The sequence below is a fragment of the Aquiluna sp. Uisw_065 genome, assembly GCF_047731275.1.
Classification (GTDB): domain Bacteria; phylum Actinomycetota; class Actinomycetes; order Actinomycetales; family Microbacteriaceae; genus Aquiluna.
The window spans coordinates 1,197,327-1,217,266 of sequence record NZ_CP159836.1 but is presented as its reverse complement, the minus strand read 5'-3'; the positions used below and the strand labels follow the sequence as shown (position 1 = coordinate 1,217,266).

Annotated in this window: 19 protein-coding genes and 3 tRNA genes; 17 read left to right on the top strand and 5 right to left on the bottom strand. The window is 52.1% G+C overall.

The window, feature by feature from the left end:
* Entirely contained in the window at nucleotides 1-885 is an 885-nt protein-coding gene (locus tag ABXT50_RS06130) for a 1,4-dihydroxy-2-naphthoate polyprenyltransferase (RefSeq protein ID WP_415273990.1), read from the top strand.
* On the opposite strand, the gene ABXT50_RS06125 is transcribed toward ABXT50_RS06130, so the two are convergent.
* On the bottom strand, nucleotides 829-1,140 hold the full coding sequence (locus ABXT50_RS06125) for a DUF4229 domain-containing protein (RefSeq protein ID WP_415273989.1): 312 nt from the start codon (nucleotides 1,138-1,140) through the stop codon (nucleotides 829-831). The genes ABXT50_RS06130 and ABXT50_RS06125 overlap by 57 nt on opposite strands.
* 65 nt (nucleotides 1,141-1,205) lie before the next feature.
* Between ABXT50_RS06125 and ABXT50_RS06120 the strand changes: the two genes are divergently transcribed.
* On the top strand, nucleotides 1,206-1,493 hold the full coding sequence (locus ABXT50_RS06120; RefSeq protein ID WP_415273988.1) for a PLD nuclease N-terminal domain-containing protein: 288 nt from the start codon (nucleotides 1,206-1,208) through the stop codon (nucleotides 1,491-1,493).
* Nucleotides 1,490-3,025, top strand: coding sequence for a 2-succinyl-5-enolpyruvyl-6-hydroxy-3-cyclohexene-1-carboxylic-acid synthase (gene menD / locus ABXT50_RS06115; protein ID WP_415273987.1), 1,536 nt, complete (start codon nucleotides 1,490-1,492; stop codon nucleotides 3,023-3,025). The genes ABXT50_RS06120 and menD overlap by 4 nt, the downstream gene beginning before the upstream one ends.
* On the opposite strand, the gene ABXT50_RS06110 is transcribed toward menD, so the two are convergent.
* Nucleotides 2,998-4,194 carry an isochorismate synthase gene (locus ABXT50_RS06110; protein ID WP_415273986.1) on the bottom strand — a complete coding sequence of 399 codons (1,197 nt, stop codon included), beginning with the start codon at nucleotides 4,192-4,194 and terminating at the stop codon, nucleotides 2,998-3,000. The genes menD and ABXT50_RS06110 overlap by 28 nt on opposite strands.
* Nucleotides 4,195-4,294: 100 nt before the next feature.
* On the opposite strand from ABXT50_RS06110, the gene ABXT50_RS06105 reads away from it, so the two are divergent.
* The 6 genes from ABXT50_RS06105 to manA all read left to right on the top strand — a co-directional run bounded on the left by ABXT50_RS06105 (nucleotide 4,295) and on the right by manA (nucleotide 10,125).
* Nucleotides 4,295-4,612, top strand: coding sequence for a hypothetical protein (locus ABXT50_RS06105; RefSeq protein WP_415273985.1), 318 nt, complete (start codon nucleotides 4,295-4,297; stop codon nucleotides 4,610-4,612).
* A 9-nt stretch (nucleotides 4,613-4,621) separates the two neighbouring features.
* Complete coding sequence (gene ubiE, locus ABXT50_RS06100) at nucleotides 4,622-5,314, top strand: bifunctional demethylmenaquinone methyltransferase/2-methoxy-6-polyprenyl-1,4-benzoquinol methylase UbiE (protein WP_415273984.1); 693 nt, start codon at nucleotides 4,622-4,624, stop codon at nucleotides 5,312-5,314.
* Nucleotides 5,311-6,309: a polyprenyl synthetase family protein gene (locus ABXT50_RS06095; RefSeq protein ID WP_415273983.1), complete on the top strand. Its 999-nt coding sequence runs from the start codon at nucleotides 5,311-5,313 to the stop codon at nucleotides 6,307-6,309. The genes ubiE and ABXT50_RS06095 overlap by 4 nt, the downstream gene beginning before the upstream one ends.
* Before the next feature lie 101 nt (nucleotides 6,310-6,410).
* Nucleotides 6,411-7,760: an FAD-dependent oxidoreductase gene (locus ABXT50_RS06090; protein ID WP_415273982.1), complete on the top strand. Its 1,350-nt coding sequence runs from the start codon at nucleotides 6,411-6,413 to the stop codon at nucleotides 7,758-7,760.
* 4 nt (nucleotides 7,761-7,764) lie between these two features.
* Nucleotides 7,765-9,036, top strand: coding sequence for an MFS transporter (locus ABXT50_RS06085; RefSeq protein WP_415273981.1), 1,272 nt, complete (start codon nucleotides 7,765-7,767; stop codon nucleotides 9,034-9,036).
* Nucleotides 9,037-9,045: 9 nt separating this feature from the next.
* Nucleotides 9,046-10,125: a mannose-6-phosphate isomerase, class I gene (gene manA / locus ABXT50_RS06080; RefSeq protein ID WP_415273980.1), complete on the top strand. Its 1,080-nt coding sequence runs from the start codon at nucleotides 9,046-9,048 to the stop codon at nucleotides 10,123-10,125.
* An 11-nt stretch (nucleotides 10,126-10,136) separates the two neighbouring features.
* On the opposite strand, the gene ABXT50_RS06075 is transcribed toward manA, so the two are convergent.
* The 3 genes from ABXT50_RS06075 to ABXT50_RS06065 all read right to left on the bottom strand — a co-directional run bounded on the left by ABXT50_RS06075 (nucleotide 10,137) and on the right by ABXT50_RS06065 (nucleotide 14,039).
* Nucleotides 10,137-10,625, bottom strand: a complete 489-nt coding sequence (locus ABXT50_RS06075) for a YajQ family cyclic di-GMP-binding protein (RefSeq protein ID WP_415273979.1) — start codon at nucleotides 10,623-10,625, stop codon at nucleotides 10,137-10,139.
* 237 nt (nucleotides 10,626-10,862) lie between these two features.
* Nucleotides 10,863-11,405 (bottom strand): class F sortase, encoded by a 543-nt coding sequence (locus tag ABXT50_RS06070; protein ID WP_415273978.1) that lies wholly within the window; start codon nucleotides 11,403-11,405, stop codon nucleotides 10,863-10,865.
* A gap of 93 nt (nucleotides 11,406-11,498) precedes the next feature.
* The gene (locus tag ABXT50_RS06065) at nucleotides 11,499-14,039 is read right to left on the bottom strand and encodes an ice-binding family protein (RefSeq protein ID WP_415273977.1); all 2,541 of its coding nucleotides are present in this window, start codon (nucleotides 14,037-14,039) and stop codon (nucleotides 11,499-11,501) included.
* A 282-nt stretch (nucleotides 14,040-14,321) separates the two neighbouring features.
* Between ABXT50_RS06065 and ABXT50_RS06060 the strand changes: the two genes are divergently transcribed.
* The 8 genes from ABXT50_RS06060 to ABXT50_RS06025 all read left to right on the top strand — a co-directional run bounded on the left by ABXT50_RS06060 (nucleotide 14,322) and on the right by ABXT50_RS06025 (nucleotide 19,940).
* Nucleotides 14,322-14,406 (top strand) — tRNA-Tyr (locus tag ABXT50_RS06060).
* 273 nt (nucleotides 14,407-14,679) lie between these two features.
* The gene (locus ABXT50_RS06055; RefSeq protein ID WP_415273976.1) at nucleotides 14,680-15,894 is read left to right on the top strand and encodes a sugar ABC transporter substrate-binding protein; all 1,215 of its coding nucleotides are present in this window, start codon (nucleotides 14,680-14,682) and stop codon (nucleotides 15,892-15,894) included.
* 95 nt (nucleotides 15,895-15,989) lie between these two features.
* Nucleotides 15,990-17,834, top strand: a complete 1,845-nt coding sequence (locus tag ABXT50_RS06050; protein ID WP_415273975.1) for an alpha-amylase family glycosyl hydrolase — start codon at nucleotides 15,990-15,992, stop codon at nucleotides 17,832-17,834.
* A 32-nt stretch (nucleotides 17,835-17,866) separates the two neighbouring features.
* Nucleotides 17,867-17,938, top strand: a tRNA-Thr gene (locus tag ABXT50_RS06045).
* A gap of 19 nt (nucleotides 17,939-17,957) precedes the next feature.
* Nucleotides 17,958-18,034: transfer RNA gene (locus tag ABXT50_RS06040), tRNA-Met, on the top strand.
* Nucleotides 18,035-18,053: 19 nt separating this feature from the next.
* Entirely contained in the window at nucleotides 18,054-18,497 is a 444-nt protein-coding gene (locus ABXT50_RS06035; RefSeq protein ID WP_415273974.1) for a MaoC family dehydratase N-terminal domain-containing protein, read from the top strand.
* Nucleotides 18,490-18,906, top strand: coding sequence for a MaoC family dehydratase (locus tag ABXT50_RS06030; RefSeq protein ID WP_415273973.1), 417 nt, complete (start codon nucleotides 18,490-18,492; stop codon nucleotides 18,904-18,906). Before ABXT50_RS06035 ends, ABXT50_RS06030 begins: the two co-directional genes overlap by 8 nt.
* Nucleotides 18,903-19,940: a UDP-N-acetylmuramate dehydrogenase gene (locus ABXT50_RS06025; protein ID WP_415273972.1), complete on the top strand. Its 1,038-nt coding sequence runs from the start codon at nucleotides 18,903-18,905 to the stop codon at nucleotides 19,938-19,940. Before ABXT50_RS06030 ends, ABXT50_RS06025 begins: the two co-directional genes overlap by 4 nt.

Here is a 19,940-nt window from a genome sequence, read left to right as displayed (position 1 = left end):
ATGTCAACTGTAAAACTTTGGATTGAGGGCGCCAGGCTCAGAACGCTCCCGCTAGCCATCGCACCAATCATTCTCGGAAGTGCAACCGCGGCATCGCTTGATTCTTTTGACCCACTTCTTTCGATTCTGGCTCTACTTGTTGCACTGTCTTTGCAGGTCGGCGTGAATTACGCGAACGATTACTCCGATGGTATTCGCGGTACCGACGAAAACAGAGTTGGTCCGCTCAGGCTTACTGGATCGGGTTCGGCGAAACCGGGATCGGTAAAAATAGCCGCCTTTGCAAGCTTTGGTTTTGCAGGTCTCGTTGGTCTGGCAGTTGTGTTACTGACCGGCCAGTGGTTTTTGGTTTTAATTGGGCTTGTTGCAATCGTCGCTGCTTGGTTCTACACCGGTGGTAAAAACCCTTATGGCTACGCGGGCCTCGGCGAGATTGCCGTTTTTGTTTTTTTTGGCCTCGTTGCGACGGTCGGAACCAATTTTATTCAGACCGGTTTTCTTGACCCACTTGCGGTTCTAGTGGGAGGCGCATATGGCCTCTACGCATCGGCCGTCTTGATGGTCAACAACATTAGAGACATAAAGACTGACAAGGAATCTGGAAAAATCACAGTTGCCGTGAGGTTGGGGGAGAAGAATTCTCGCCGGTTGTTTATCTGGATGCTTTGGATGCCAGTTCTGATAAACCTAATGCTGGTCCTGGTCTACCCGGCAACACTCTTGGGGCTTCTGAACCTGTTACTTGTTATTCCGGCAACATTGATTGCACTCGATGGAAGAGGGGCAAAGGAGCTTATTACGGCTCTGAAACTTGCCAGCTTTGCGGGCCTAGGCTTTGGGGTCTTGGTCGGCGCCGGGATCTTTTTCGTCAGCTTCAGCTTCTGAATCCATTAGATCGTTCTCGAGGTCGTTCTCTTTATCCTCGTAGGTTCCGGATGAATTTCGAGCCAGCTTTTCAGCCACAGATTGGCTCATGGCTTTCCGCTGTCTATCCAAAAACACAAGAGAAATTGCAAAAGAGACCGCCGCGGCAATAATTGCGGCAAAGAATGTGTTGAACTGCAAAGCAAGAAGGGCGAGAAATACGCCTGTAAATAAGCTGAGACGAATTAGTGTGTAGCTGAGCCAAGGGTTTTTCACCTCATCAGTTTAGGCTCAGCTTGGTGAACTAGGGTGGAGTTATGACGAGAGTGGCTATAGGAACGTTGGGATTTTTAATAATCTGGACTATTTTCACGACGGTTTTTGCAGCAAGTGCAGACAAGTCTGAAGTTAGGTTATTGCCGAAATGGGCTTGGGTCGTTCTTTGCGCCTTGCTGCCATTTTTCGGTGGACTTCTTTATCTAATGGTAGGAAGACCGTTGCGAAACAACCAGGGACCATCGTCGGGTGGCCGAGGACGAGTAATTGCCCCCGATGACGACCCGAATTTCCTTAGGGACATTTCAAAATTTATGCGCAATAAAGATCAAGACGACAAAGACAAGAAGTGACCAATCCGTCACAAGAGTTTGCCGCATCGCTAATTGCCGAATTTGTTTCAAGAGGAGTAAAAAACTTCTACCTGGCTCCAGGTGCAAGATCTCAGGCGCTGGCAATTGCCGCGGGCCAACTCGCGCAGGCTGGGAAACTTTCTCTGACTATTCGTCTTGATGAGCGGACACTAGCGTTCACAGCGCTGGGAAGGGCAATGGCAACTGGAGAGCCAAGCGTAATAATTACTACCTCCGGAACTGCCGTTGCTAATTTGCACCCTGCGGTCTTAGAGGCTCACCACAGTGGGGTTCCACTTATTTTGCTCACGGCTGACCGACCGGCTGAACTCAGGGGTGTCGGTGCGAATCAAACTACCGATCAAGTCGGAATCTTCGCTGATGTCCTTCGGGGCTCCCATGATGTTCCAGCGCCAAGGCCGGGCAGCAACCTTTCGACGAGCACATTGGTCGATACCGCCATTTCGCAGAGCTTGGGATTATCCAAACAGTCGGGCCCAGTCCAGCTGAATCTTCAGTTTGTTGAGCCGTTGAGTGCGAGCGAGCCAAGTGCTCTTGGTGTCCTTTCCAAGCTAACTGCAAAAGCTCTGCCAGTAGCGACTGTCTTTCAAGAAGAATTAGAAATTGAAGTCGACAACCACACCGTGGTTATCGCAGGGGCAGGCGCAGGGTCAGACGCGGTCCGCTTTGCTGAAAAGGCGAATCTTCCACTTTTTGCTGAGCCATCTTCAGGCGCCAGGTATGGCTCAAGTGCAATCACTGATTACGTGCAAGCTCTCGGCTCTGATTTGGCGAATCAGGTTCGCAGGGTAGTTATCTTTGGAAAGCCAACTCTTTCTAGGCCGGTCATTGCGCTCATCAAGCGCTGCAATGTCTACGTTGCTAATTCGCGACAGTTTGGCAAGTTCGACGTCGGTAATAATGCTATTGCGACTGCTTGGCAGCTGATCCCAGGCGGCCGAGCCGATAGCGATTGGATTGCCAGCTGGAAGAACTTCGAACCACCAACTGACCAGCGAGCGTTATTGGCCCAAGCGGTTTGGGACGCCACCAGCTCAATACCTTTGCTATTTGGTGCGTCAAACCTGATCCGCGTTGCCGACAGGGCTGTCAAGCCTGCCGCAATAAAAACCTTTGCTAACCGAGGCCTATCTGGGATCGACGGCACCGTCGCCACCGCAATTGGAATTGCTCAGGCCGGAAACGGCGTTCGAGCACTGATAGGCGACCTGACTCTCATTCACGATGTTGGATCGCTAAATAAATCTGGACTTAGAAATCTGAATGTTCAACTAATTGTGGGAAACGATTCGGGTGGTGAGATTTTTAGAGGCCTTGAGGTTTCAAAGAATATTCCGAGCGAGCTATTTGAACAGCTGTTTATTACCCCGCAGCAGTTATCGATAGAAGCGCTGGCCAAAGCCTTTGACTGGGAGTATTTCGAAGTTCACACAGTAACGGAGCTCGAAAAGGCCATGAAGGCCGAGGGTTTCGTGATTATTGACTACAAGCTTTCAGCCGCAAAGGCGTAGCGCACTGCTTTAAATTTCAGGTCAGTTTCGGCAAGCTCTGCTTCGGGGTCTGACTCAGTAACTATTCCGCAACCTGCGATGGCTCTAATCTGATTCGGTTCGATGATTCCGCCGCGAAGGGCTATTGCCAACTCGCCGTCACCGTTTGAACTCAACCAACCAACCGGTCCCGCATAACCTGCTCTGTCAAAAGGCTCCAGCTCATCGATTAGCGCCTCCGCTAATAGAGTCGGGGTTCCGGCGACCGCTGCTGTTGGATGCAATTTGGCTATAGCATCCAGAAGTGTCACTCCATCTCGAAGCTCACCCTTGACATCGGTGGCAAGGTGCCAAAGGTCGGGTAGGGCGAGTGAGAACGGTTCTGAGTCTGCCTGAACAAAATCGCAAAAGGGCTCTAGCGCCTGCACCATCGAGTTGACAGCGAATTCGTGCTCGTGTCTGTTTTTCTGGGAGTTGGCGAGGCCCTCGGCGATGGCCCGGTCTACATCCGGGTCGGTGCCGCGGCCGGCCGTTCCGGCAAGCACTCTGGCTGACACCTCGCCGTTTTGTGCTCGCAGCAGCAGCTCTGGAGATGCTCCGAAGACATCTCCAACCGCGTATGTCCAGCAATCCGGGTATCTTTCGTGAAGTCTTTTTAGCGGAACCGCCAGGTTCGGCCGGGAATCAATCGGCATTAGTAAATCTCTGCCGATCACCACTTTTTCTAAGGTCGTTGTGCTGAACGCCTCAAGGGCTTTGCCGACCGCCGCCTTGAATGCCTCCGCACTGAAACTGCCGTCTTGAAACGACCCAAGCACCGGCTGCAGATTTTTCGGCAAGGCTTCGGCGCCCTCGATTGTCACTTCGAAGCCAACGTTCCCGCGATGAACTCTTGTAACCATTGGGACGTAGAGCACGCTGTCTCGGGAGCTGTTTTCTGAAAAAGTGATTGAGGTAAGCGCAATTAGGCCGGCGCTGCTGATGCCTGATTGATTGTCTATTTCAGCAGTGGCAAGTATCTCTTTCCAGCCAGCTGCCAGCTCTGCAACTCGGTTTTTACCCTTCGCTGCGATTTGGATTGCACTGCCCGTGCCAATAATTTGCTGATCATTACGCAAAAACACCGAGGAACCGGCTAGCTCTAATTGATCCGACGCAGTTATCTTGCGGATTAGTGCCTTCAAAGCCATGGGTCCCTTTGCTCACAGTTCACTGAGATTATGCGAACCAGTAATGCGAGAAATAGATTTCCTCTTTAGTCTTATTGTTCAGTTTAGGTCAGGTGATGAAGTGTTAGTAAGGGTGGTCGCGCTTTCTCTGCTAGCAATGCCCTTTGCCGTCGCTGGATTCGCGGCTGAAGGCGACGATTTGAAGCTGGAAGAGGACTCCCACGTCCAGCATGTAGTTCCACCGACCATGGTCGACACGCAGGTCGGAACCTTTGACAGCAAACCGGTGGATTTCAGTCAGGTTGAAATCACGACCCTTACTCCGGCAGACAAGTATGTTTCTGCAACAACGCCGCTGGTAGTGGGGTTGATGCTCGGGACAGTATCACTGGTGGCCTATACCCTCGTGAGTCAAAGTAACCCCAGCACTCGCGATTAGACTAGGGACGTGTCTAAAGCCGACCTATCCAAATCACCCGAGCAAGTTTCGAAGATGTTCGACGACGTTGCCCATGCCTACGACAAAACCAATGATCTTTTGTCTTTCGGTCAGGCCAAGCGTTGGCGCAAGAAACTAACTGAAAAAGTTGACCCGCAGTCAGGCGAAAAAATTCTAGATATAGCTGCCGGGACTGGGACCAGCTCCATGGCGCTAAAGCTACCGGGGGTTGAAGTTATAGCCGCTGATTTTTCTAAGGGCATGCTGGCCGAAGGCAAAAAGCGCTATCCAGAACTTGAGTTCGTCTTCGCAGATGCAATGAAATTACCTTTTAAGAACAATGAATTTGACGTTGTCACAATGTCATTTGGCCTACGAAACGTTCAAGATCGAGACAAAGCTCTTGGGGAATTCTTGAGGGTTCTGAAGCCGGGTGGCCGATTGGTCATTTGCGAGTTCTCGCACGTGCCCGGGCTGCTGGGCGTTTTCTACCGCGCTTACCTAACACTGATTTTGCCTCATGTCAGCAGATTGGCTAGCAAAACCCCTGCCGCCTATAGCTATCTTTCCGAGTCAATTGTCGCTTGGCCAAAGCAGGCTGAATTAGCTAAGGACATCACTAAAGCTGGCTTTTCTAAAACTCAATGGAAGAACTTGAGTTTCGGCGTGGTTGCTATTCATTCGGCCATAAGGGAGAAATGAAAATCGCACTGCCCAGCCAGCTCAAGTTGGTAACTGACAAAGCCTTGCTTTCTAGCCTCGAATCAGACCTAGCAAAAGTGGAGCAAAGGATTATCGAAGCCACTGCACACGCTGAAGTAATGGTTGAGTCGATGACGAGTCACTTGGCAAGAGCCGGCGGCAAAAGGATGCGTCCAGTATTGACTCTTCTAACCTCACACCTTGGAACCCCTGGCGGTGAAGACGTCCTAGACGCAGCAGTCGTAATGGAGATCACTCATTTAGCAACCTTGTATCACGACGATGTTATGGACCAGGCTTCTACCAGACGAGGCGTAGATACCGCCCACATTGTTTGGGGTAATAACATTGCAATCTTGACCGGCGATCTGCTATTTGCACGGGCATCGAACCTGGTGTCTGGACTCGGCCAAGAGGCACTCCAATTGCAGGCAAAGATTTTTGAGCAACTGGTTCTTGGACAGCTGCACGAAACTATCGGGCCAATTGATCAAGAAGACCCGGTGGATCATTACATTCAAGTGTTGAGAGACAAGACCGGATCACTAATTGCTCTGGCCGCGCAGCTTGGCGCCATGCTCTCGGGCGCCGATTCGTCTTTTCAAAAGCCACTCGAAGAATTTGGGCAAAGCATTGGCGTTGCTTTCCAGCTAATCGATGACATCATCGACATTGAATCCACCGAGTCACAAAGCGGCAAAGTTTCTGGAACTGACCTACTCGCGGGGGTTCCAACGCTTCCTGTGCTGCTTCTCGCCAAGCACGATGACTCTGATTCAGTCAAGTTGCTGGCGGATATTTCATTGGGACTCGATGCCGCTTCGCTTCCGGAGGTTCTTGTGAGGCTGCGAAAGCACCCGGTCATGGAGGAATCCAAATTAGAGACCATGCGTTGGGCGGAGGCGGCGATAGCCGCTATCGCACCGCTCCCAAAGGGCAAGGTTCGAACAGCACTCGAGGCATTTGCATTAGCAGTTGTCGAGCGCAAGGGTTAAGTTACACGGGTTAGAAAACACAGGTTAGAAAACACGGGTTAGAAAACACGGGTTAGAAAACACAGTAAAAAAACAAGGATTAGAAGAAGGAAAAATAAGTAATGTCAAAGCTACGGCTCGCCATAATTGGCGCAGGTCCCGCCGGTATCTACGCGGCAGACTTGATCTTGAAGGCAGAGCGCGACTTTGAAGTATCGATCGACTTATTTGATCACCTTCCTGCCCCCTACGGGCTCGTTCGCTACGGAGTTGCTCCCGATCACCCGAGAATCAAAGGCATCATAAATGCTCTCCACGAGGTTCTTGATCGCGGCGACATTAGGTTTTTTGGCAACGTCCGATACGGCCAAGATGTAGATCTAGAAGATCTAAAAAAGCACTACAACGCAGTCATATTTGCAACCGGCGCCATCAAGGATGCCGCGTTAGCGATACCGGGCATCGATCTTGATGGGTCCTATGGAGCAGCTGACTTTGTCAACTGGTACGACGCGCATCCGGATGTAGCAAGAACTTGGCCTCTAAATGCCAAAGAGGTAGCAGTAATCGGCAATGGAAACGTTGCCCTTGACGTGGCTCGCATGCTTGTAAAGCGCCCAGATGACCTTCTGGTTACAGACATTCCAGATCACGTCTACCAAGGCCTTAGGAACTCACCAGTGACCGATGTGCACGTGTTTGGTCGCCGTGGTCCAGCCCAAGTTAAGTTTTCTCCTCTGGAGCTGCGCGAAGCACTACACATCGAGGGTGTTCAATCAATCGTCTACGACGAAGATTTTCAGTATGACCAGGGTTCTCAAGATGCCATTGCTGGCAATAACCAAATTCGAGTCATGGTGAAAACCCTTGAGCAGTTGCGTGAAAACCCACAGGAGCCTCAGGAGCGTAGGCTCCATCTGCACTTTTTCGCGAGCCCCGTTGAGGTTATTGGCCAGGACGGCAAGGTTGCTTCACTGACCATCGAAAAAACCAAACTTGACGGCTCCGGAGGCGTTGTTACAACCGGGGAAAAAACGAGCTTTCCAATCCAATCCATTTATCGGGCGGTCGGTTACCTTGGCTCACCTGTCGATAAGATCCCTTTTGATGCTAAATCCGGGGTAATACCCAATGATGCCGGTCGGGTAATCGGCGAGGATGGTAAGAACCTGCAGGGTGTTTATTGCACCGGTTGGATAAAGCGCGGACCAGTCGGCCTTATTGGCCACACCAAGGCAGACGCCATTGAAACTATTGGTAACGTCCTCCAAGATCGGGATCGATGGTGGCAACCGGAGTTTGCTGGCGAGGACCAGATTGTTGAAACTTTAGAGAGTCGAAATGTTGACTATATGGACTGGGCTAAGTGGTTGAAGGTTAATTCCAAGGAAAAGGCTATCGGGGAAGCCCTTGGACGCGAGAGAATGAAGCTGTTCGATCGCGACGAGATACTCGAAATCTCCAAAGGATAGATAAGTGAACCGTCTGCCAGGTGCCAGACTGCGGCAAGCGCAGATCGCCACCTTGGCAACCTTCGTGGCCATGGGTCACGCAGCCTTATCTTCGGTGGCTTGGGTGCCGGAATATATTGCTCGTCTGGATGTCTCATTCGCCACCTGGGGAACCATAATTGGCTTCGGTCTCATCGGTTCAATAACGCCACTTTTGTTCGCGTCGAGATTGATTATGAGATATGGCTCTAGGGCGATTATAAGATTTTCAAACTACGGAGCCTTGGTTTTCCTGGTGACGCTTGCCTTTAGTAACGACCCGCTAGTTTGGTTTTTCCTAAACGCGAGCTTCGGCTTTTTCATCTCGCTGATGGGCGTGAGCGTAAATGCCGCTGCGGTCATGCTGCAAAAGCAGATCAGCATCAATGTCATGGGCAGAATGCACGCCGGCTGGAGCCTGGGCGCGGTCGCGGCTGCCATAAGCGGCGGTCTTGGAACTGTTTACCTCAGCCTAGAAATCTACTTGCTGATTGTCGGAGTGGCCACACTCATAATTTTCGAATTCAATCTTCGTTGGCTGCTGTCTCCAACCGAGGATGGGCACCTCGAGGAAAAGGCCAACAGTGTCAAGCGCAGGATATATCAAATGCCGGCTGAGCTTCGCTTACTAGCGGTCGGTCTGTTTTTTGGCATCTATCCAGAGGTGGCGATTATCGACTGGGCGGCAGTGTTTGCCAAAGATGTCCTGAATGCCGACGTGGCACTTCGTTCCATCCCATTCGCAGCCTTCATGACCGGCATGATCGTCGGGCGTTTGTCGATGACTCGCTTGGCAAGAGTCTGGCATCCTCACACAATGGCGTCCCGCGGTGCGTTCTTGGCAGCCATTACTCTTTCAATTTCTGCATTGACAGCGGGTCAGTTGGCGGCGGTCAATCCCGAAATTGGTTTGATAGCCACCGGTATTTTCTGGGGTCTAGCCGGCCTAGGTCTCGCTCCGGTCTCGCCTGCTTTTTATTCGGCCGCCGGCCACATCCCAGGAGTTTCAACCGCCTGGGCAGTTAGCAGCCTAAGTCTTTTCAACGCTGTGATATCGATCGTGGCCAAAACTGTGATGGGTGCACTGTCGGAGGGCATTGGGTTGTCCTTGGCGTTTTTCTTCCCGATTGTTATGGCGGTCGGGTCCGGCTTTATTGCGGCGAGTGTTGTGAAACGGGCTCGCCGTAGCGAGCTCGATGCCGCCTACCCTGCCACTGGTCCGATCTCAATTATCGCCACCGAAGATGGTGCTAGGTAGGTTGGTAACGTGACTATCTTTCGGTTGACCAATGAACCTAAGGCCTACGTTTGGGGCTCGCTTGAACTGATTCCAGCCCTCAAGCGAATCGACTCAAACGGTCAGCCGCAAGCCGAGATTTGGTTTGGCTCTCATCGATTAGACCCTTCAGAAGTTGATGATCACATTGGTGGCAACCTGCTGGAGAGAATCGGAGAACTTCCTTACTTGGTGAAACTGTTGGCGGCTGCCAAGCCGCTGTCGATTCAGGCTCACCCATCGAAACAAAGAGCGATGGAACAATTTGCTCTGGGTGCGCCCGGTTATCAGGACAGCAACCACAAGCCCGAACTAATCGTTGCAGTTTCAGAGTTCAAAGCACTTTGTGGCTTTAGGCCGATTCTGGAAGTTGCCCAGGACATCACCTCGTTAGCAAACATCAACGAGATTTTTTCGGGCTGGCTTCAGGCATTTAATAACGGGGGGCTCAAGGGCGCTACTCAGTGGGCTTTTGATGCAAGCCACACTGAAGTCAATCAGCTTGCTGCATCGAAAGATGTGCTGGGTGAGGATCGGGCTCGGCTGATCGCCGAACTTGATTTGGAGTTTCCAAATGACAATGGGCTCTTGGTGTCGGTTCTGATGAATCAGGTCACCTTGCAGCCGGGTCAAGCGCTATTTTTACCGGCTGGCAACATTCACAGTTACCTGTCCGGCCTCGGGGTCGAAGTCATGGCGGCCAGTGATAATGTGCTGCGTGGGGGTCTTACGAAGAAGCCAATTGATCTTGAGGAGCTAATGCAGTTGCTCATATTTGAGCCTGTTATGGATCCGCTGGTGCAGACCAAAATGCTGTCACAGGGCCTGGAGGAGTATCCGGTGCCGGTAGAGGACTTCAGTTTTTACCGAGTTGCGCCAAGTAGTGACTGCATGCTGGTTGATTTGGCGCTCAATGGTTCCGCAATTTTGGTGTGTGTAGCCGGCGAAATAACGCTGTCTAATTCACTTGATGAGTTGATTCAGCTGGCCCCCGGAGAAGCAGCGTTTATGCGTGCAGCTAACTTCTTTTCGATCACCGGAAGCGGAACTGGCTACCTTGCAATGGGCTAGTCATAACTTGACTAGCGGTAATTTACAAACTGCAGATCAAGCGGGAAGTCCGCACCTCTTAGCAATGCAATTATTTCTTGTAGGTCATCCCTAGATTTGGAGCTAACCCTTAGCTCGTCGCCTTGGATTTGGGCTTTGGCGTTCTTAGGTCCCTCGTCGCGAATCAGCTTCGTCATCTTCTTGGCATTTTCTTGATCAATCCCAGCCTTGAGCGTGGACTCAATTCGGTACTCCTTGCCAGATGGGAAAGGATCACCAGAGTCAAGCGCCTTCATGGAAATGCCGCGCTTGATTAGCTTGGTGTGGAGGACATCTAGAACAGCCTTGGCACGTTCTTCGGAGTTAGCCTTAATCATGATCATTTCTCCGCTCCAGGCAACGCTGGCATCGGTGTTTTTAAAGTCGTAGCGCTGCTCCACTTCTTTGGCTGCTTGATTTAGGGCGTTGTCAGCCTCTTGGTGGTCAACCTTGCTTACTACGTCGAATGAGGAATCTGTCATTTGTCTACTCTAACTAGGGTGCGTGCCCTGCCGTGGTTCTTCTGGTAAGTAGCTGAATCGGCCAGTGGATGATTCCTCTAAATCGTCTGGGTATTTTTTGGTCTTACATTGGAGCAGCACTCCCGGTGGCGGAAAGCGGTTGCCCCGCTGCCTGAAATGCCGCTGCGGATGCTGGAGCCGGCGGAAGGAAAAAATTTCGAATGCGCGATTGATCAGCGCAATTGTTGCGGTGAAACGTTAGTAAAGCAGGACCCGCGATTTCAGTTGGGCATAAACGACCAGGTTTCCAAGGTAGGCAGTTTTACTTGCATTTGGGCCGCCGTCCGTTACAAGGGCAACTCCCTCGTAGCTGAGGTTTGAGAAGAGGCGTGCGGTCGGAAAGTCAGACTTCCGATAAAGCGTCACCTCTGTCACTAAAAAGGTTTTTATCGAATGAACCACGTCGGATTTACTTCGAATCACAATTAGGTCGCCTACAGTTACCTGCCTAAGCTCCCAAAACACTCCGGTGTCGCCCCTGAAGTCGACGGCACCGACGATGACCGTTCTGCCTACGCCGCCGGGTTTTGAGCCTCCTGCGTACCACCCGGCAACATGAGGATCTACAGGAGGGGCCAGCGATTCGGTTTCATCTAATCCGATACTCACAAGCGCTCCCGAGAGCTGAACCCGGTTTATTGAGATGGTGAGCGTTTCAAGTTCGGCTACGTAGCTTTTGTCGGCAGAAGCGGGTGCCACATTTGCGAGCAGGACTATTGCGAGCACAGGTTTTAAGAGCACTTTTCTTTTACGCCTTAGCCACTGCCAATATCTCGTTGCAAAATGACTCACACGCGCCGAGGAAAGAGCTCGAGTTGACTTCATTGCTCCAGATTAGTACTGAGCTGCACGCGATGCGTCTCCGCCCGCTATTGGCCCTGCAGGGACCACAGCGATTTGGAGCACAACATTCTCCAGAGGAGGAGTTATTTCAGCCTCGAGTAAACTTGGGGTGGGAGCGAAGGTCATTTCGGACTTAGGCCCATAGACCCTCACTTCTTCGGCCTCAGCGGCCACTGCCTGCTGCTGAACTAGAGCAGCCTTCTCGGTCGCAGCCGCAGCCGCAGCCGCAGCCGCAGCCGTAGCCTCAGCCTCGGTGGCCTCCGCCGCAGCAGCCTTCGCGGCCTCCGCCTCGGTGGCCAGATCTGCCGCCTCTAGGGCAGCCAAGGCATCGGCAGCCTCTAGAGCAGCCAAGGCATCGGCAGCCTCTAGAGCAGCCAAGGCGGCTATATCGAGTGCATTCCCAGCGGCCAAGGCATCCCTAGCCGATTGAGCGGCAGCGGCTGACGCAGCATTCTGAGAGGCCTGCGCGGCAGCGGCTGACGCGGCATTCTGAGCGGCCTGGGCGGCAGCCTCAGCATCCCGAGCGGCCTGAGCCGCCTGAGCGCGAGCTACTGCGTCATAGCTGAAGATTTTGCTCCTGGCACCCACAGCGACGGCTCCATTAATGCTGAGAAGCCTTCCCCTGACCGTCGAGTCCGCCCCAACGGAAATAGCACCATTAGTTATGACTGTTCCGGCGAAGTCGACGTCGGCAGCAATTGTTGTAGCGCCGGCAACGTGCCAGTAAACATTATCCGCGGAGGCACCGTTTGCATAAGTAACAGTTGCGTTCGCACCAATTGATAAAGCGCCGTCTGTTCGAATCAAGAACACCGCGTCAGGATCGTTGCCGGCGTCAAAAGTTAGGTTTGCAGCTGCTGCATATGCCAGTGCGGCCGCCTGATAATAAGACCCAGGAGTAAAGGTAGTTGGGCTAGCCGTGATGACCGTTGTCGTAATAAAGACTGACTCGGCTGCGGTGTGGACGGCCTGAAGACCTGTCATAGCTTGGGTGTACTCGGCGTCAGCGGGGACGTAGGAGTTTCCCGTCTGAGTGGCACTGGTGAATGCACCTGAGGACTCACCAATGTCACCTAGGACGTTGGTGTCTAACCCGTTAGTAAGGGCTCCGCCGGCAAGAATCGCGTAAGAGTCGGCGTCGGCAAGATTCATTGTCGAAGCGCTCAGGGTAATGACCGGTGGGGCATAGCTGAAGATTTTGCTCCTGGCACCCACAGCGACGGCTCCATTAATGCTGAGAAGCCTTCCCCTGACCGTCGAGTCCGCCCCAACGGAAATAGCACCATTAGTTATGACTGTTCCGGCGAAGTCGACGTCGGCAGCAATTGTTGTAGCGCCGGCAACGTGCCAGTAAACATTATCCGCGGAGGCACCGTTTGCATAAGTAACAGTTGCGTTCGCACCAATTGATAAAGCGCCGTCTGTTCGAATCAAGAACACCGCGTCAGGATCGTTGCCGGCGTCAAAAGTTAGGTTTGCAGCTGCTGCATATGCCAGTGCGGCCGCCTGATAATAAGACCCAGGAGTAAAGGTAGTTGGGCTAGCCGTGATGACCGTTGTCGTAATAAAGACTGACTCGGCTGCGGTGTGGACGGCCTGAAGACCTGTCATAGCTTGGGTGTACTCGGCGTCAGCGGGGACGTAGGAGTTTCCCGTCTGAGTGGCACTGGTGAATGCACCTGAGGACTCACCAATGTCACCTAGGACGTTGGTGTCTAACCCGTTAGTAAGGGCTCCGCCGGCAAGAATCGCGTAAGAGTCGGCGTCGGCAAGATTCATTGTCGAAGCGCTCAGGGTAATGACCGGTGGGGCATAGCTGAAGATTTTGCTCCTGGCACCCACAGCGACGGCTCCATTAATGCTGAGAAGCCTTCCCCTGACCGTCGAGTCCGCCCCAACGGAAATAGCACCATTAGTTATGACTGTTCCGGCGAAGTCGACGTCGGCAGCAATTGTTGTAGCGCCGGCAACGTGCCAGTAAACATTATCCGCGGAGGCACCGTTTGCATAAGTAACAGTTGCGTTCGCACCAATTGATAAAGCGCCGTCTGTTCGAATCAAGAACACCGCGTCAGGATCGTTGCCGGCGTCAAAAGTTAGGTTTGCAGCTGCTGCATATGCCAGTGCGGCCGCCTGATAATAAGACCCAGGAGTAAAGGTAGTTGGGCTAGCCGTGATTGCCGTTGTTTCACTGAACAGTGAATCGGCTGCGGTGTGGGCGGCCTGAAGACCTGTCATAGCTTGGGTGTACTCGGCGTCAGCGGGGACGTAGGAGTTTCCCGTCTGAGAGATACCGGTGACTGTGCCCGAGGACTCCCCAATGTTACCCAGAACGTTGGTGTCTACTCCGTTGGTAAAAGCCCCGCCAGCGAGAATCGCGAAGCCATCAGCTGCGCCGAGTGAAATTGGTTCGACCGCTTGACTCGAATCCGAGATCAGAAAAGTGGCAGGCATAACTAAAGAAAGAGCAACGACCGTGAACATTGACAATCTTGAAGCTCTGGTTCTCCGAGGAAGAGCGTGAATTCTCATGAATTCCTTCCGGCAGCTAGGTCTATCTCGCGACACTCGCGCACAATTTCCCTGCTTCGAAAGCCTACAACACTTATCCCCACTTTGGGGGATATTTGTCCCCTAACCGCCCCACATCTATCCACCAACCAGCCGACACCCGTCCCCCAAGTGTTGAAAAGGCCCTGCTGGCCCCCGGTTCTGCCGCGGCAAATAGCCCCGAAATTCCATGGTTTGTCCGATGGGGATTTTCCTATAAACTTTTCCCGCAACGCATTTGCCTCCACGCAAGTGCGTTGCACTGGCAAGTTACCCAAGCGGCCAAAGGGATCTGACTGTAAATCAGCTGTCATCGACTTCGTGGGTTCGAATCCCTCACTTGCCACCAAGGCCCAGTCCTTCAAGACTGGGCCTCTGAACTTTTACCCTTGGGCTTGTGGCCCTGTAAACCGATCAGCAGGATTCTCAATTTGAGGGCTTATTGGTCGTGAGCTCTGGTGCCGGTTGTCATGGACCATGTAGTTATCGGAAATCAAGTCTCAACTTCCATGCATTTAAGAACGCTCTCTACCGACTCAATGGAGGCTGTGGATTGAAAAACGCATCCTGTTTGTGGATGTTATTGTTCAAAGCAAGCGTTCCCGTGTCGAAAGGGGCTTCATTGAAAACGACTCGAACCGGCGCGCTCCGTGTTTTTGCATCGGCCATTATTTCTTCACTCGCATTTGCTGGATGTTCGTCTAACGAACCAACTCCAGTCGACTCTCAGGCCAGCTCAGGAGCAGAAACCCAAAGTGAGGTTCTTACTGTTTGGTTAGACGAGTCAGAGGCGCTTGGTCTTGAATCAGTGGCACTGCAGTTTGAGGCCGATACCGGGAACAGGGTTGACCTTGTAGTAAAAACAGACATAGCCAACGAGTTTTGGGGTGCCAGTGATAATGCTCCTGACATAGTGCTTGGCCCTCACGGTCTGCAGCGAGGATTTTTATCCGAAGGCCTGATTGCACCCTTTAGCTTGGAAGGTGCTGGGACAGGGTTCAACTCCGGTGCAGTGCAAGCTTTCAATCATGGCGGGCAACAGTATGGTTTGCCCTACGCCCAAGAGAGCATTGCGCTTGTCTGCACGGAGTCCGCGATGCCCAAAGCGCCGGAAACTTTTCAACATGTCGTCGATGTCGGACTTGCGATTTCTCTAAATGATGGAACCGGTGACCCGTATCATTTCTACCCGCTCCAAACATCTTTTGGCTCGAGTGTTTTCGTAGTCGATTCAACCAACCCTGGAATTTTGAATCTAGCTTTAGGCAATGAAGAGGGACTTGCCTTTGCAAATTGGCTGTCTAAAAATGCTGCCCTTTTTGATTTAGAGAGCAATACCGAACTTATCAAGCAACAGCTTGTTGATGGCGCAAAGGGTTGCTGGATAACTGGGCCTTGGAGTGGATCTTGGTTCTCCGCAACCTTTGGCGAGGAAGGCTGGAACGCCTATGAAGTTCCTTCGGCCGGCGGACAGGCAGCAACGCCCTTTCTGGAGGTGCGGGGTGCCATGTTGAGTGCGAGAGCCAATAACCCAAGTGTCGCGATCAAATTCATTGTTGACTACCTGGGAAGTGACCCCGGTCAAATCGCAATGTTTCAAGCAACCGGGCGCACTCCTTCTAATCTGAAGGCCCTAGAAAACGCCAAGGATTTCAAGATCCCATACCAATTTGGCATGGCAGGTTCAAATGCGGTGCCGAGGCCGGTGTCATCAAAAATCGACTCTGTGTGGTTTCCGTTGGGAGAGGCTCAAATGGCAATTTTGCGTAAAGACGATGCCCCAGACCTGCTTTGGAAAATGATGTCAGACGAAATAGCGGAAGCGATCCGAGACTAAAGTCCGATTATCTTGTTGGTTTGTCCCCACATTTTGAGGTTTTCATTGTGCACATCCTCACGCCTGTCCGGCATTCGGCAGGGTAGTTTGTAAGCATGCCCGAACTAGATTTGCAACCGCACCACGATGGCTCGGCACTTTATGTTGCAAATCAGCGCCCGAAACTCGGCGACAAATTAAAGATTCGCATCAGAATCCATAATTCGATCGGAAAACTGAAGCAGGTACTGATTCGGCAAAGCGAATCGGGCCAAGCAGTTTTCTCCCCGGCGCTCAAGCCTCTTGTCCATCGTCACGGCTGGGATTGGTATGAGGGATTACTTGCCATTTCGAACCCGGAAGTGAATTACAGGTTTTTTCTAGAAACCACTAGCGGCGAGAGTTTTTGGTTAAATGCCACCGGGCTTCATGAGCTAGACCAGCCAGACCGCGATGATTTCAGAATCAATGTTCACAACAACGCCCCTAAGTGGGCCACCGGGGGCGTTCTATATCAGGTTATGCCCGACCGATTTTCTCGTTCGACCAAGGCTGATGATCGCGAGGTGCCGGCCTGGGCGGAGCCTAAAACTTGGAATAGTGCAGTGAAAACTAGAGGCACTGGGGTGAACGAGCAGTATTTTGGCGGTGACCTAAAGGGCATTGAAGACCGTTTGGCACACCTGAAAAAAGTTGGCGTCACGATTTTGCAGCTCACACCGTTTTTTCCGGCTGACTCCAGCCATCGGTTAGACGCGACGAGTTTCGACCAAGTTGACTCGGTGCTTGGTGGGAATGCCGCTCTGGCTAGCCTCGTTTCTAAGGCTCACGATGCCGGCATCAAAGTCATCGGGGATTTGAATCTGAATCACTCGGCCGACACCCACGAGTGGTTTACAGCCGCGTTCAAAAAGCCCACTGCTCTAGAGAGTGAGTTTTATTACTTTTCTGAGGGCAACGAGAGCTATGACTCTTCGCGCGCAAGTAATACCCAACCTAAATTCAATTGGGGCTCTGAGGAAATTAGAAAACGTCTGGTCGAGGGCAAGGCATCGATTATTGCCAGGGGCCTGAAGGCACCTTTTCAGCTTGACGGCTGGAGGGTAGCAGCGGCAGGAGCAATTGGTAAAAACCGAATGGATGACTACAACCGTGAGGTTGTAAACCTGGTTCGAGAAACCATGAACAGCTCGAACCCAGATACCTTGCTAATAGGTGATTTCGGCTCGGATTCGGCCGTTTATGCGCAGGGTGATAATTTTTCCGCCATCTTGAGCTTCGCCAATTTCACCAAGCCGACTTGGCTCTGGCTTTGGAACACCAAGCAGAATAAAGAAGAGTCCCAGATTGGATTCGGTCGTAAGGCGATTTCCGGAGATCAATTTCGTCAAACTCACAACTGCCAGTCCGGCACTACCCCTTGGCACTTGAGAATGCATGCTCTCAACGCTCTTGATACTTATGAGACCGGAAGGTTCAAGACCTTCGCTATTTCGGGTGCGCAGCGGGTTGCCGTAGGATTGCAGTTCACCTTCCCCGGAATTCCTCATGTTTATGCCGGAGATGAACTGGGTCTAGACGCCGAAACTGGTCAGGGTTCAAGAACCCCAATGCCTTGGAACGCAGAGCGGGAAACTGACCCCCAAATGATTGAAACCTACGCGAAGCTTTCTCAATTGAGAAAGCACCATCGCGCTTTGGCCGAAGGGTCAATGCGTTGGCTTTACTCTTCGGATGAAGCGATCGCTTTTGTTCGAGAATCAAAGACCGAGTCGGTGCTTGTAATCGCCTCTAGGGGAAGAGATCGGAAACTTCAATTCTCGAGGGACGCCATTAGTGGCGCTGAGGGCGCGAGAAATCTTTTTGGCAATGGCTTGCTTCGAGTGGTGGGTGGAAAAATACGCTACGACGCGGCAGAATTAGATTTACAAATTTGGCGTTTGCCTAGCGCTGTTCGCTAGTGCTAATCTTCTTCGGTTGCAGTTATGGCAGCGCCCCGATAGCTCAGTGGTAGAGCACTTCCATGGTAAGGAAGGGGTCGACAGTTCAAACCTGTCTCGGGGCTCGGTCTTAGGATCAAACGCGGCGGGGTAGCTCAGGTGGTTAGAGCGCACGACTCATAATCGTGAGGTCGCGGGTTCGAGTCCCGCTCCCGCTACCAAGGCATTACCCTTGTATCCATGGTTAACCCAAACATTCAAGGCAAGCGATATCCCAGGTCTGCCGCCTACCTAGTGGGCCGAGAAAAAATTCGCGAATTTGCAAGAGCGACGTTTGCATCCGAAGAATCAATCGATATGGCCGCAGCAAAAGCCGCCGGTCACAGCGACCTAGTGGCTCCTCCAACTTTCCCAATAGTCCTTCAAGAGTTTGGTTTGAAGCTTGTTATTGGGGACCCGGAGGCCGGGCTCGATTTTTCTAGGGTTGTCCACGGCGAACAGAAGTTTGTTTTCCAACGGCCAATCGTTGCCGGTGACCTTTTGACCAGCGAATTATCGATAGCAAGCGTGAAGTCCCTTGGAGGCAACCACATGGTGGTTTTTGACACTGAAATTTTTGATGAGAATCAGGCACTCGTGTGCACAGCTATTTCGACGCTCGTTGTTAGGGGCGAAGATGCCTGAGATCAGTGAACTAGTTATTGGCGATGTAGTCGCTGAAAAAAACTTCAACCTGGACCGAGATTCCCTAGTTCGATACGCCGGGGCCTCAGGAGATTTCAACCCTATTCACTACCGCGACGATGTCGCAGCAAGCGTCGGATTACCTGGGGTGTTGGCTCATGGAATGCTCACCATGGGGCTGTCAATTGACCCAGTGGTTAGTTGGCTTGGAGATTCTGGAAAAATTCTTGAATACGGTGTGAGGTTTACCAAGCCGGTCGTGGTCCCTGCGAAGGGGTGGGCAGTCATAACGGTCGTCGCAAGGATCGCCGAACTAGACCTAGAGGCCAAAAAAGCAAGAATCGATTTGCAAACAAGCTTCGATGGCAACAATGTTCTTGGCAAATCACAAGTTTGGGTTCAGCTTTGAGTAACGCTCCAGTAAGTCTTTCCACGCTCACCACGATGCAGGTTGGCGGAGTGCCAAGTCGGATTATTAGCTGTGGTAACACTCAGCAGTTGTATGACGCAGCTATTGAGCTCTGGCGTAGCGATGAGAAATTCCATGTTCTAGCAGGTGGATCTAATACTGTTTTTGCCGAAGACCTAGCTGACCTAACCATTGTTCACGTGACTAACCGCGGTGTAGAAATTGTTTCCGAGGACGCACAATTTGTTGTTGTTCGAGTTCAGGCGGGGCATTCTTGGGACGAATTTGTGGCCTGGTCGGTAGCCAACGATTATGCGGGCATGGAGGCCATGAGCGGAATACCGGGCAGCGTCGGTGCGACCCCTGTTCAAAACGTTGGCGGTTACGGCCAGGAAGTTTCCGATGTGATTACCCAGATTGAGTTTCTAGAAAAAGGCTCAGTTGCGTCCGTGGTAAGGCCAGCTAGCTACTTCGAATTTTCTTATCGAGACAGCGCTTTGAAGCATGGGCTTGAGGGCCTAGTGGGCTGGGTCGAGTTCAAATTGCAAAAACTAGCTGGCATGAGTGTCCCCATGAAGTCCGGTCAGATTACAGAGTACTTGGGCGCCCAATACGGATCAGCATTGCCCTTGGAGCAAGTTCGAAAAGCAGTTTTAGAGCTTCGTGCCTCCAAGGGAATGGTCATAAGCGAAAGTGACCCAGATAGCGTCGGGTGTGGGAGCTTTTTTACTAACCCGGTGATTAGTGTCGAAAAGAGCCTCGAGTTTCCCGAGGAGATGCAGCGCTGGAGAATGCCAAATGAAGACCAGGTGAAAATCTCGGCCGGTTGGCTAATCGAGAACGCCGGCTTCCCCAAGGGCTACTCGATACCTGGTTCGAAGGCTGGAATTTCCAATAAGCATGCGCTGGCAATCACCAACCGAGGCGGCGCAAGTAGTGCCGAAATTCTAGAATTAGCAAGGCTGATTCAAGAGCGCGTTGCTGCCAGGTGGGGGATCAACTTGATACCAGAACCGAATTTGATTGGTTTTTAG

What these genes read in the sequence shown, in the direction of transcription:
- ABXT50_RS06130 (WP_415273990.1), top strand. Translation starts at nt 1, where the DNA reads ATGTCAACTGTAAAACTTTGGATTGAGGGCGCCAGGCTCAGAACGCTC.
- ABXT50_RS06110 (WP_415273986.1), bottom strand. Translation starts at nt 4,194, where the DNA reads ATGGCTTTGAAGGCACTAATCCGCAAGATAACTGCGTCGGATCAATTA.
- ABXT50_RS06095 (WP_415273983.1), top strand. Translation starts at nt 5,311, where the DNA reads ATGAAAATCGCACTGCCCAGCCAGCTCAAGTTGGTAACTGACAAAGCC.
- ABXT50_RS06090 (WP_415273982.1), top strand. Translation starts at nt 6,411, where the DNA reads ATGTCAAAGCTACGGCTCGCCATAATTGGCGCAGGTCCCGCCGGTATC.
- ABXT50_RS06075 (WP_415273979.1), bottom strand. Translation starts at nt 10,625, where the DNA reads ATGACAGATTCCTCATTCGACGTAGTAAGCAAGGTTGACCACCAAGAG.
- ABXT50_RS06065 (WP_415273977.1), bottom strand. Translation starts at nt 14,039, where the DNA reads ATGAGAATTCACGCTCTTCCTCGGAGAACCAGAGCTTCAAGATTGTCA.
- ABXT50_RS06050 (WP_415273975.1), top strand. Translation starts at nt 15,990, where the DNA reads ATGCCCGAACTAGATTTGCAACCGCACCACGATGGCTCGGCACTTTAT.
- ABXT50_RS06035 (WP_415273974.1), top strand. Translation starts at nt 18,054, where the DNA reads ATGGTTAACCCAAACATTCAAGGCAAGCGATATCCCAGGTCTGCCGCC.
- ABXT50_RS06030 (WP_415273973.1), top strand. Translation starts at nt 18,490, where the DNA reads ATGCCTGAGATCAGTGAACTAGTTATTGGCGATGTAGTCGCTGAAAAA.